This is a genomic window from Plesiomonas sp., assembly GCF_051650925.1.
GTDB lineage: Bacteria > Pseudomonadota > Gammaproteobacteria > Enterobacterales > CAMTGL01 > Plesiomonas.
The window spans coordinates 1-12,510 of record NZ_JBOFRH010000449.1; the positions used below are offsets into that span (position 1 = coordinate 1).

A 12,510-nucleotide genomic window follows, 5' to 3' on the forward strand; every position below is an offset into this window, starting at 1 on the left:
GTTTCAAGATGTTCGGCGACATATTCTGCACCACCAAGGGTACTGCCGGTGATCAGGCTAATATTTTTCATCGGGGGCTGTGGTGTCCATTATTGGGCGAATAGGCTGATTGTACTCCGCAGTGATAGGCTTGCCCAGATCTGACTAAGATCTTGTGGATAAGTGACAAATTGATCGGGATGGTGGGGAAAAACAGCGCCAGAGGCTGGAGATCTTTTTATGGGTGATCTTCGGATCGGAAGGGGATTCTTACCGATTATGGCGACGATCTTTACGTTGAAAGGATCGGGTTTGGTTGCCGATCCTGCTTTTTTGTCACGCAGATTGTGGGTCAGATGACGGTATCGAGGCGGATATTTCGATAAAAATCGCGAGAATTTGCCAATTTTTACGCAGGAAAATGTACAAAAAAAACGCGGCATCGGGTAATAAATACCCGATGCCGCGTATCAATCGCTAGGCTAAATTGAGTTTATTTCCCGATACAAAAGCTGGTAAATATACGCCCGAGCAGATCATCAGAGCTGAATTCACCGGTGATCTCACCGAGTGATTGTTGAGCTAAACGCAGCTCTTCAGCCAGCAGCTCTCCGGCGTTATAACCCACCAGTTGCGCTAACCCAAGCTGCAGATGTTGGTCTGCCGTTTCGAGTGCCTGAAGGTGGCGACGGCGGGCTAAAAAGCCGCCTTCTGGTGCGCTTTCAAAGCCCATAGACTGTTTTAAGTGCTGACGCAGTAACTCTACCCCTTCACCTGTATGCGCTGATAGGCGCTGCAGTGTGTAACCGGTATGTTCGCTCAGACCGAGTGCTTCACCGGTCAGATCAGCCTTGTTACGAATCACCGTTATCGGGATATTTTCCGGCAAACGGGCCATAAATTCTGGCCAGATCTGCTGTGGCTCAACCGAGTCGGTGGTTGTACCATCAACCATAAAGAGTACCCGATCAGCCTGCGCGATTTCGCTCCATGCTCGTTCAATACCGATACGTTCCACTTCATCAGTGGCTTCACGCAGACCGGCGGTATCAATAATATGTAAAGGCATGCCATCGATATGAATATGCTCACGCAGTACATCTCGGGTTGTACCGGCGATGTCGGTCACAATGGCGGCATCACGCCCGGCCAGTGCATTGAGCAGACTGGATTTTCCGGCATTTGGGCGGCCGGCAATCACCACTTTCATCCCTTCACGCAGCAGGCTGCCTTGGCGTGCTTCAGCCCGAACTTGCTGCAGCTCGGTCATAATGGCATTGAGATCTCCGAGGACTTTACCGTCGGAGAGAAAATCTATCTCTTCATCGGGGAAATCAATGGCCGCTTCGACATAAATACGCAGATGGATCAGTGACTCTACCAGCTGGTGAATACGCTTGGAGAATACCCCTTGCAGCGAATTCACTGCCGAGCGCGCTGCTTGTTCTGAGCTGGCATCAATCAGATCGGCTATCGCTTCGGCTTGGGCAAGGTCGAGCTTATCGTTCATAAAGGCGCGTTCGGAGAACTCACCTGGGCGGGCGACCCGTAGACCTGGGAAGTTGAGAATACGCTTCATCAGTAAATCGAGGATCACTGGCCCGCCATGGCCTTGTAGCTCTAGAACATCTTCGCCGGTAAAAGAGTGCGGTGCTTTAAAGTAGAGCGCAATGCCCTGATCGAGCACGGTATCATCCGCATCTTTAAACGGCAGGTAATCGGCATAGCGTGGTTTTGGGCAGCGTCCGAGCACTGCATGTGCTACTGCAACGGCTTGTGGGCCGGAGACACGCAGAATGCCTACACCGCCACGTCCTGGCGGTGTGGCTTGGGCAATAATCGTATCTTGGCTGCCTACGTGGGCAAGATCAGCAGATTGGGTGTCATTCAAAGGGGTCATGACGCCTCCTGAAAAAAAGGCGACCGAGAGGCCGCCTATGCTAAAAAGTGAGGTCAGCTCGCGCTTATTTTTTATCGCGCGAGTGCAGGCCTTTGTGCTCAAGGCTGCGGTAGATAATTTGTTGCTGGATGATGGTCACACAGTTAGAGACCAACCAGTACAGTACCAGACCTGATGGGAACCACAGGAAGAATACAGTAAACATAACCGGCATAAAGTTCATCACTTTTTGCTGGATAGGGTCGGTTACCGCACTTGGTGATAACTTCTGCAGGAAGAACATCGATACACCCATCAGCAGTGGCAGGATGTAATACGGGTCTGGCGCAGACAGGTCATGGATCCACAGAATAAATGGCGCATGACGTAGCTCTACCGATTCCATCAGCGTCCAGTACAGGGCGATGAAGATTGGCATTTGCAAGATGAGAGGTAAGCAGCCACCCAGTGGGTTAACTTTCTCTTTCTTGTACAGCTCCATCATCTCTTGGCTCATGCGCTGGCGGTCATCGCCCAAACGCTCACGCATCGCTTGCAGTTTTGGTTGCAGCATGCGCATTTTAGCCATTGAGGTGTACTGTGCTTTGGTCAGTGGGTACAAAATTCCTTTCACGATAAAGGTGATCAGAATAATGGCAACGCCCCAGTTACCGACAATACCGTGCAGGAATTGCAGCAGTTGGAACATCGGCTTGGCAATAAACCATAACCAACCGTAATCGATAGTCAGATCAAGGTTAGGGGCCACTTTTTCCATTGCATCTTGCAGTTTCGGACCAATCCACAGCACGCTGTCGAGATCTTTGGTCTGCCCTGCGGCAACGATGGTTTCCGGACCACGGAAGCCCATAAAGCCGATACCGTTGCTGTCACGGCTGTACAGTTGATTGGTTTCATCTGCTGGCGGAACCCATGCGGTGGCGAAGTAGTGTTGCATCATCGCAACCCAGCCGCCTTGCGTTGAAATGGCAAGATTTTTCTCTTCCATCTCTTTGAAGCTGTACTTCTTATAACGGGTTTCAGCCGAAGAGTATGCGCCACCTTGGTAGGTTGGCATGGTCAGGCTGCCACCTTTTTCGGTAACAGTCTGTTTCATCTGGCCATACAGCTGTACGGTAACCGGCTTATCGCTCTGGTTGTTGATGCCGTAGTTCACATCAATCGCGTAGCTGTCAGGTTTTAAAACGAAGGTTTTGGTGTAAGTGACCCCGTTTTTAACCACTGTCAGAGGAACACGCAGTTCAGACTGATTTTGGCCCAACGTAAAGCTATCACCCTCAATATGGTACTGTGCACGACCTGCGGTCGTATCAATACCATCTGCGCCAATTAAACCACTCTGCGCAACATAGATATGCTTGGCAGCGTCATTTAACAGTACCAGCGGTTGCGTTGAGTTGAGTGATTCTGGGTATTTTAACAGCTCTGCTTTAACGACATCACCACCTAAGGTGTCGATAGTCAGGCTAAGCACGTTGCTTTGCACAGTAATCAGACGGCCATGGGTGCTGCTGTCAAGGGTTTGCGCGCTGTCAGCATGCGCAGGTACGTCACCTGCTGCTTTCGCTTCAACCTGTTGTGTGACTTCTGCGGCGGGTTGTTGACCGAAGTCAGTATTCCACTGCTGGTACACCAGGAAGGAGACAAAAAGCAGAGCGATGAGAAGGAGGTTACGTTGGGAATCCATCGTCAATGTTCTCTGTTATCGTCAGATTTGGGGGGAACAGGATCGTACCCACCTAAGTTCAAAGGGTGGCATTTTAATACGCGTTTGATTGTCAACCAACTACCTTTTACTGCTCCAAACCGGCGCAATGCCTCAATTCCGTAATGTGAACAGGTAGGTTGAAAGCGACAACGGGGGCCTATCAGCGGGCTGATTACCCACTGATAGACTTTGATGAATAATATCATCAACCACGCGAGAGGCGAGAATGGCGACGCCATAATTTACTCAAAAGCTCCGTCAACTCATGGTTACTGAGTTCGCCAATGCCTTTTTTAGCTATCACCACGAAGTCTACCGAAGGCAGTTCATGCTGATTAAGGCGAAAGCTTTCTCGAACCAGACGTTTAATGCGATTGCGATCATGAGCACGTTTTAGATGTTTCTTCGCGACCGTCAGACCAAGACGAGCATGGTCTAGATTGTTCGCACGCGCAAGAATTGTGAGTTGGGGAGAGCCTGCCCGTTGAGGCTGCTGGAAGACGACGCTGAATTGAGCGGGAGTTAACAAACGTAACTCCCGAGGAAAAGCTAGCTTAACCACACTATGTTCAGTGTTCAGTTAAGCTGACAGGCTGGAGCGACCTTTTGCACGACGACGACCCAATACTGCACGACCACCTTTAGTGGCCATACGAGCACGGAAGCCGTGAGCACGGGAACGCTTCAGAACTGACGGTTGGAAAGTGCGTTTCATGGCGATTTCTACCTAAATCTGTATTACTGATCAGTAACGTATTACGTAGTGAATACGTAATACGGCGAGCGCTTGTTCGGCTGACTTACTCTAATGAATAGGACAGTTTTGAACAAAATGGCGCCTCAAAAGAGGCAGAATTGTAGTGATTGTACAATCCTGAGTCAATCGGCATCTGTTCAATAAACATAAGTTTCGCGCTGGTCGGGAATTATACGCAAGCTATACATAAGTACAAGGATCAGAATGATCCTTCTGCAAACAAAGGGCTTTTCGCCCGATTTGGTGATCATGCTGGGGATCGGATCGTGATTTTTCTGTGGATAACAGAAGATCTTGGCAGGGCTTTAGGCTATGATCATCGGTCCTCAGATCCTGATCTGATTCATGATCGGGGCATCATCGGGTATCCTGTGTCCCCTCTTTTTTTATAGGTATTGTTCGAGTGGAGTCCGCCGTGTCATCTTCGCTTTGGCAGCAGTGTCTTGCCCAGTTGCAAGAAGAGCTACAAGCCACCGAATTCAGCATGTGGATCCGTCCTTTACAGGCGGAGCTACGCGACAATACGTTGACGTTATATGCGCCAAACCGTTTTGTATTGGATTGGGTTCGCGATAAGTATTTAAACAGTATTAACCGTTTGCTGAATGATTATTGTGGTGCTCAAACCCCTGAGTTGCGTTTTGAAGTCGGCAGCAAGCCGGTTAGTGTGGTACTGCCTGAGTCTGCTCCGGTACGCCACCCACCAGTTTCGACATCACCTAAGCCTGCGCCATCGCGCAGCTGGGATTCTGCGCCGGTACGGCCAGATATTCAGCACCGTTCGAACGTAAACCCAAAGCACTGCTTTGATAACTTTGTGGAAGGTAAATCAAACCAGCTTGGCCGCGCCGCGGCTCGTCAGGTGGCTGATAACCCCGGTGGGGCGTATAATCCGCTGTTTTTATATGGCGGCACCGGCCTTGGTAAAACCCACTTGTTGCATGCGGTAGGTAACGGGATTATTGCCCGTAAGCCGAACGCCAAAGTGGTGTATATGCACTCTGAGCGGTTTGTGCAGGACATGGTAAAAGCCCTGCAAAACAACGCAATTGAAGAATTTAAGCGTTATTACCGTTCTGTTGATGCACTACTCATTGATGATATTCAGTTTTTTGCCAACAAAGAGCGCTCTCAGGAAGAGTTCTTCCATACCTTCAATGCGTTGTTAGAGGGAAATCAGCAGATTATTCTAACCTCTGACCGTTATCCCAAAGAGATTAATGGGGTGGAAGACCGGCTTAAATCACGTTTTGGCTGGGGTTTAACGGTTGCCATTGAGCCGCCAGAGCTGGAGACGCGGGTTGCTATTTTGATGAAAAAGGCGGATGAAAATAATATCCGTTTACCCGATGAAGTGGCCTTTTTTATCGCTAAACGCCTGCGCTCGAATGTGCGAGAATTAGAGGGCGCATTGAACCGTGTGATTGCCAATGCCAACTTTACTGGTCGAGCGATTACCATTGATTTTGTGCGTGAAGCACTGCGCGATCTTCTGGCACTACAAGAAAAATTGGTCACTATCGACAATATTCAAAAGACTGTTGCCGAGTACTATAAAATTAAGGTGGCAGATCTGTTGTCAAAACGGCGCTCACGCTCGGTTGCCCGACCTCGCCAGATGGCGATGGCGTTGGCCAAAGAGCTGACCAACCACAGTTTACCTGAGATTGGTGATGCGTTTGGAGGTCGAGACCATACCACAGTGCTGCACGCCTGCCGCAAGATCGAGCAGTTGCGTGAAGAGAGCCACGATATCAAAGAAGATTACTCTAACTTAATTCGGACATTGTCATCATAACGCCATGAAATTTATCGTAGAACGTGAACGCCTGCTAAAACCGTTGCAGCAGGTCTGCGGCGCCCTGGGTGGGCGACCGTCCTTACCGATTTTAGGCAACCTGTTGTTACAGGTAGCGGAAGGCTGCCTGCTGATTACTGGCACTGATCTGGAAGTTGAGATGGTTGTACGCATCACGTTGCTGGGTGAACAGCAAAATGGTGCGGTGACTGTGCCTGCGCGCAAGTTTCTTGATATCTGCCGTGGTCTGCCTGACGGTGCTGAGATTACCGTGCTGCTTGATGGCGATCGGGCTCTGCTGCGCTCTGGTCGCAGCCGTTTTTCACTCTCAACCCTGCCGGCAGCCGACTTTCCCAATTTGGATGATTGGCAAAGCGAGGTGGAATTTACCTTGCCACAGGCCACGTTACGCCGCTTGATTGATGCAACGCAGTTTTCGATGGCACATCAAGATGTGCGTTATTACTTGAACGGTATGCTGTTTGAAACCGAAGGTGAAACGCTGCGAACGGTAGCGACTGATGGCCACCGCTTGGCGGTCTGTAATATGCCTATCGGACAGGATTTACCACAGCATTCAGTGATTGTGCCACGTAAAGGGGTGTTGGAGCTGGTTCGGTTGCTTGATGGCGGGGAGACACCGTTATTATTGAAGATCGGGCGCGGTAATTTACGGGCAATGGTGGGTGATTTTACCTTTACCTCAAAGCTGGTGGATGGCCGTTTCCCAGACTACCGCCGCGTATTGCCAAAAAATCCGGATAAATCATTAGAAGCCGGTTGTGATGAGCTTAAACAGGCATTTTCACGCGCGGCGATTTTGTCTAATGAGAAGTTTCGGGGCGTTCGCCTGCATATTGCGCCGGGCTTGCTGAAAATCACCGCGAATAACCCTGAGCAAGAGGAAGCAGAAGAGATCCTCGATGTGGATTATCAGGGGCAGGAGCTGGAGATTGGGTTTAATGTTAGCTACGTGCTGGATGTGTTAAATACCCTTAAGTGTGATCGTGTTCGCCTGCTATTGAACGATTCAGTATCGAGTGCACAGATTGAAGATTGTGCCAGTGATTCAGCGGCTTATGTCGTGATGCCGATGCGTTTGTAGTGGCCAACATTGTGACTGACGGCAGTTTTTTTTAACATGGCGATAACTCGCCTGTTAGTGCAGGATTTTCGTAATATTTCCCACGCGGATCTGACCTTTGACAGCGGATTTAATTTTCTGGTCGGGGCTAACGGTAGTGGGAAAACCAGTGTGCTTGAGGCGATTTATTACCTTGGGCATGCGCGTTCGTTTAAAAGTCAGTTGACCAGCCGTGTTATCCAGCATGAACAGCCACATTTTGTGCTGCATGGTCGGGTGCAGGATGGTCAGCATACTGCTTCACTGGGGCTACAAAAAACGCGCCAGGGTGATACCACTGTCCGGATTGACGGACAAGATGGGCATAAGGTGGCCGAGTTAGCCCAGTTGTTGCCAATGCAATTGATCACGCCGGAGGGGTTTACGCTGTTAAACGGTGGCCCGAAGTATCGGCGTGCATTTCTTGATTGGGGGTTATTCCATGATGAAGCCGCTTTTTATCCCGCATGGAGTAATCTTAAACGTCTGCTCAAACAGCGTAATGCCGCGTTAAAATCCGCTCGGCGTTATGCAGAGCTACGCCCTTGGGACCGTGAGCTGGTACAATTAGCAGACAGTGTCAGCGCATGGCGTAGTGCGTATGCCAAAGCCATTGCGCTGGAGATCCAGCAGACTTGCGCGCTGTTTTTACCTGAGTTGCCAATCAGCGTCAGTTTTCACCGAGGCTGGGAGAAGGGCGCTGAGTATGCCGCGCTGCTGGAGCGTGATTTTGAGCGTGATCGTGCGCTCACTTATACCGCGGTAGGCCCGCACAAGGCGGATTTTCGTTTTCGTGTGGCGGGTGCGCCGGTAGAAGATGTGTTGTCCCGCGGACAGCTCAAATTGTTGATGTGTGCATTGCGTTTGGCACAAGGGCAATACCTGACCCAGCGCAGTGCACGCCAATGTATTTATTTGATTGATGATTTTGCCTCTGAGCTCGACAGTGAACGGCGACAGTTGTTGGCTGACAAACTCAAACAGACCGGGGCGCAAGTATTTGTAAGCGCCATCAGCCCTGAACAGATCAGTGATATGACTGGCGAACAGGGCAAGATGTTCCGTGTGGAACAGGGCAAAATAAGCGCACAATGACAGTGCAGGATAGAAGGCGAGATATTCTAATGTCGAACACCTATGACTCCTCAAGTATCAAGGTTCTGAAAGGGCTAGACGCCGTACGTAAGCGTCCTGGCATGTATATCGGTGATACCGATGATGGCACCGGTTTGCACCACATGGTGTTCGAAGTGGTGGATAACGCAATCGACGAAGCCCTCGCCGGACACTGTAAAGATATCATCGTGACCATTCATGCGGATAATTCAGTTTCCGTACAAGATGATGGTCGCGGTATTCCGACCGGTATTCACCCTGAAGAGGGGGTTTCTGCGGCGGAAGTGATCATGACCGTGCTGCACGCTGGCGGTAAGTTTGATGATAATTCGTATAAAGTTTCCGGTGGCCTGCACGGTGTGGGTATTTCGGTGGTTAACGCGTTGTCAGACAAACTAGAACTGACGATTCGCCGTGAAGGTAAAGTGCATGAGCAGATTTACCGTTTAGGTGAACCGCAAGCACCACTGGCTGTGGTCGGTGACACAACGGCAACCGGTACGCGCGTTCGTTTCTGGCCAAGCCCAAACACCTTTACCAATATTGAATTTCAGTATGAAATTCTGGCAAAGCGCTTGCGTGAACTCTCCTTTTTGAACTCAGGTGTCTCAATTATGCTGCAAGATAAACGCAGTGATAAGAGTGACCATTTCAAATATGAGGGCGGAATTCAGGCGTTTGTTGAGTATCTAAACCGCAATAAAACTCCGATTCACGATAAAGTTTGCTACTTCTCGTCAGAGAAAGACGGGATCGGTGTGGAAGTGGCGTTGCAGTGGAATGACGGTTTCCAAGAGAACCTGTACTGCTTTACCAATAACATTCCACAGCGTGATGGTGGCTCACATCTGGCCGGATTTCGTGCGGCAATGACCCGTAGCCTCAATGCTTACATTGAGAAAGAGGGTTTTGCGAAAAAAGCCAAAATCAATATGACTGGTGATGATTCGCGTGAAGGGTTAACGGCCGTTGTGTCGGTAAAAGTGCCTGATCCTAAGTTCTCTTCCCAGACCAAAGACAAGCTGGTCTCTTCAGAGGTTAAACCGGCGGTTGAGTCTTTGATGGGTGAAAAAATGCAGGAGTTCCTGCTTGAAAACCCAGCGGATGCGCGGATTGTGGTCGGTAAGATCATTGATGCGGCCCGTGCGCGCGAAGCGGCACGGAAGGCCCGTGAGATGACGCGTCGTAAAGGTGCGCTCGACTTAGGCGGTTTACCCGGTAAGCTGGCTGACTGTCAGGAGCGAGACCCTGCGCTGTCTGAACTCTATATTGTGGAAGGGGACTCTGCGGGCGGTTCAGCCAAGCAGGGGCGTAACCGTAAAAATCAGGCGATTTTGCCGTTAAAAGGTAAGATCCTGAACGTAGAGAAGGCCCGTTTTGACAAAATGCTCTCCTCCCAAGAGGTGGTCACGCTGATCACAGCTCTAGGTTGTGGCATTGGTCGTGACGAGTACAATCCGGACAAGTTGCGTTACCACAGCATTATCATCATGACCGATGCCGATGTGGATGGATCGCACATTCGTACACTGCTGCTGACCTTCTTCTACCGTCAGATGCCGGAAATTATCGAGCGTGGCTATGTCTATATTGCCCAGCCGCCGCTGTATAAGGTGAAAAAAGGCAAGCAAGAGCAGTACATCAAAGATGATGATGCGATGGATCAGTACCAGATTTCACTGGCATTAGACGGTGCGAATCTGTTTGTGAATGAGCATGCTCCGGCAATGTCGGGTATGGCGCTGGAAAGTCTGGTGAAAGAGTATAACGCGGTGATCAAACTGATCCGTCGTTTGGCACGCCGTTACCCAGAAGCGCTGCTCAAAGAGCTGATTTATCATCCGACGCTGGATGAGAGTGCGTTAAATGATCGTGATGTTCTGACCGCATGGGCCGATTCGCTGGTGGCAAAACTGGCGGCGAGTGAAACCTCGGGCAGCAGCTACAGCTTTAGTGTGCGTGAAAACCAAGAGCGCCATCTGTTTGAGGTGGTGGTAACGGTACGTACACACGGTATTGATACTGACTATCTGCTGGACTTTGATTTCATTCATGGCGGCGAATACCACCGCATCTGTGCGCTGGGTGAGCAATTGCGTGAACTGCTCGATGAGACGGCATTTGTTGAGCGTGGCGAACGCCGTCAGCCGGTCGGCAGTTTTGAGCAGGCACTGGAGTGGTTGGTGAAAGAGTCACGCCGTGGTTTCTCATTGCAGCGTTACAAAGGTCTGGGCGAAATGAACCCTGATCAGCTGTGGGAAACGACGATGGATCCGAACAGCCGCCGTATGTTGCAGGTAACGATTAAAGATGCGATTGCCGCAGATCAGCTATTTACTACGCTGATGGGTGATGAAGTTGAGCCGCGTCGTGCCTTTATTGAGCTGAACGCGCTGAACGCTAACCTTGATATCTAGTTATCGTATTTTTAAGGCCTGTGCGCTGATGTGTGAGTACTGATATTTACGTGCGCAGGCGTATAAAAAAACACCAAAAAAAGAGCGGGAAACCGCTCTTTTTTTTATGCCTGCGGTTTTGACCCCAGAAATAATGGCTTTAATTACAAGTTGTTATGAAGGGTGTCGGTGATCGGCGACAGCTTTTCTTTATTTATTATTAGGTTACACTTCATCCCATCATTAAAAAAATAGAGTGTATGGCAAGGAAGTGCCACCCGCGTTGTGCTGTTGTTGGCTGCTATCCCCCGTACATCATCTCTGTTTTCTCCTACTTCTTACAAATCAGGTTTCAGCATGACAATTAAACGTTTCAGTGTGGTCATTCTGGCAGCAGGCAAAGGCACGCGGATGCACTCCGACTTGCCAAAAGTACTACATCCGATCGCCGGAAAGCCGATGGTTTCGCATGTTATTGATACTGCGCGCAGTATTGGTGCCGAGAACATTCATCTGATCTACGGCCACGGTGGTGATCAACTGCAAGCGCGTTTGAGCGGCGATGACCTAAACTGGGTGATCCAAGCTGAGCAGCTGGGTACTGGCCATGCTATGCAGCAGGCTGCGCCGCATTTTGCTGATGATGAAGTGATCTTGATGCTGTACGGTGATGTGCCGCTGATCTCTGCCAATACCTTGAAGCGTTTGTTGCAGGCAAAGCCGGTTGATGGCATTGGTTTGCTGACCGCAAAACTGGATAATCCGGCCGGTTACGGGCGTATTTTACGTGAAAACGGTAAGGTTTCCGGCATTATTGAGCATAAAGATGCCAGCGCCGAGCAGTTGAGTATCCGTGAAGTGAACACCGGCATTCTGGTGGCTGACGGTAAAAACCTCAAACACTGGTTAAGCCAGCTCAACAATGATAACGCCAAGGGCGAGTATTACATGACCGACGTGATCGCGATGGCGCACGTTGAGCAGCATGAAATCGTGGCTGTGCACCCAACTCATTTCTACGAAGTTGAGGGTGTCAACAATCGTCAGCAGTTATCACGTTTAGAGCGTATTTATCAGCGTGAGCAGAGCGATCGTCTGCTACTTGAAGGGGTGATGCTGCTCGATCCGGAGCGCTTTGACTTGCGTGGTACGCTTGAATGCGGCCGTGATGTGGTGATCGACACCAACGTTATCCTTGAGGGGCGTGTGGTTCTGGGTAACCGTGTGCGAGTGGGTACCGGTTGTGTGCTGAAAGATTGCGTGATTGGCGATGATACTGACATTAAGCCATACAGCCTGATTGATGATTCAACAGTAGGCGCGGGTTGTTCTGTCGGCCCTTACGGCCGTTTACGCCCAGGCTCTGTTATGCAAGATGATTCGCATCTTGGCAATTTTGTTGAGATGAAAAAATCAACGCTCGGTAAAGGTTCGAAAGCCAATCACCTGACCTATTTGGGGGATGCGGTGATCGGTGAGCGTGTGAATATCGGGGCTGGTACTATCACCTGTAATTATGATGGCGTGAATAAATTCCAGACGGTGATCGGTAATGATGTGTTTGTCGGCTCGGATACGCAGTTAGTTGCGCCTGTAACAGTAGCCGATGGTGCAACAATTGGTGCCGGTTCGACGGTGACTAAAAATATCGCTGAAAATGAGTTAGTGATCAGCCGTGTGGCCCAGCGCCATATTCAGGGTTGGCAGCGTCCGGTCAAAAAAGCCTAATTTTT

At 50.1% G+C, this 12,510-nt stretch carries 10 protein-coding genes; 5 read left to right on the top strand and 5 right to left on the bottom strand.

Annotation, left to right across the window (positions count from 1 at the left end):
- Window positions 1-472: 472 nt before the first annotated feature.
- The 5 genes from mnmE to rpmH all read right to left on the bottom strand — a co-directional run bounded on the left by mnmE (window position 473) and on the right by rpmH (window position 4,302).
- On the bottom strand, window positions 473-1,879 hold the full coding sequence (gene mnmE, locus ACRC27_RS10880) for a tRNA uridine-5-carboxymethylaminomethyl(34) synthesis GTPase MnmE (RefSeq protein ID WP_438622547.1): 1,407 nt from the start codon (window positions 1,877-1,879) through the stop codon (window positions 473-475).
- A gap of 64 nt (window positions 1,880-1,943) precedes the next feature.
- Window positions 1,944-3,566: a membrane protein insertase YidC gene (yidC, locus tag ACRC27_RS10885; RefSeq protein WP_438622548.1), complete on the bottom strand. Its 1,623-nt coding sequence runs from the start codon at window positions 3,564-3,566 to the stop codon at window positions 1,944-1,946.
- A 2-nt stretch (window positions 3,567-3,568) separates the two neighbouring features.
- Entirely contained in the window at window positions 3,569-3,826 is a 258-nt protein-coding gene (yidD, locus tag ACRC27_RS10890) for a membrane protein insertion efficiency factor YidD (protein ID WP_438622549.1), read from the bottom strand.
- Window positions 3,793-4,149, bottom strand: coding sequence for a ribonuclease P protein component (gene rnpA / locus ACRC27_RS10895; RefSeq protein ID WP_438622550.1), 357 nt, complete (start codon window positions 4,147-4,149; stop codon window positions 3,793-3,795). Before rnpA ends, yidD begins: the two co-directional genes overlap by 34 nt.
- A gap of 18 nt (window positions 4,150-4,167) precedes the next feature.
- Window positions 4,168-4,302: a 50S ribosomal protein L34 gene (rpmH, locus tag ACRC27_RS10900; RefSeq protein ID WP_438622551.1), complete on the bottom strand. Its 135-nt coding sequence runs from the start codon at window positions 4,300-4,302 to the stop codon at window positions 4,168-4,170.
- 526 nt (window positions 4,303-4,828) lie between these two features.
- Between rpmH and dnaA the strand changes: the two genes are divergently transcribed.
- From dnaA to glmU, 5 genes are all read left to right on the top strand, one after another.
- Window positions 4,829-6,142 (top strand): chromosomal replication initiator protein DnaA, encoded by a 1,314-nt coding sequence (gene dnaA, locus ACRC27_RS10905; protein WP_438622715.1) that lies wholly within the window; start codon window positions 4,829-4,831, stop codon window positions 6,140-6,142.
- A 4-nt stretch (window positions 6,143-6,146) separates the two neighbouring features.
- Entirely contained in the window at window positions 6,147-7,247 is a 1,101-nt protein-coding gene (gene dnaN, locus ACRC27_RS10910; RefSeq protein ID WP_438622552.1) for a DNA polymerase III subunit beta, read from the top strand.
- Between the two features lie 36 nt (window positions 7,248-7,283).
- Window positions 7,284-8,360, top strand: coding sequence for a DNA replication/repair protein RecF (recF, locus tag ACRC27_RS10915; RefSeq protein WP_438630998.1), 1,077 nt, complete (start codon window positions 7,284-7,286; stop codon window positions 8,358-8,360).
- 29 nt (window positions 8,361-8,389) lie between these two features.
- Window positions 8,390-10,798, top strand: a complete 2,409-nt coding sequence (gene gyrB, locus ACRC27_RS10920; protein WP_438622554.1) for a DNA topoisomerase (ATP-hydrolyzing) subunit B — start codon at window positions 8,390-8,392, stop codon at window positions 10,796-10,798.
- A 336-nt stretch (window positions 10,799-11,134) separates the two neighbouring features.
- A complete protein-coding gene (glmU, locus tag ACRC27_RS10925) occupies window positions 11,135-12,505 on the top strand; it encodes a bifunctional UDP-N-acetylglucosamine diphosphorylase/glucosamine-1-phosphate N-acetyltransferase GlmU (protein ID WP_438622555.1) in 1,371 nt (456 codons plus the stop codon).
- Window positions 12,506-12,510 lie beyond the last annotated feature (5 nt).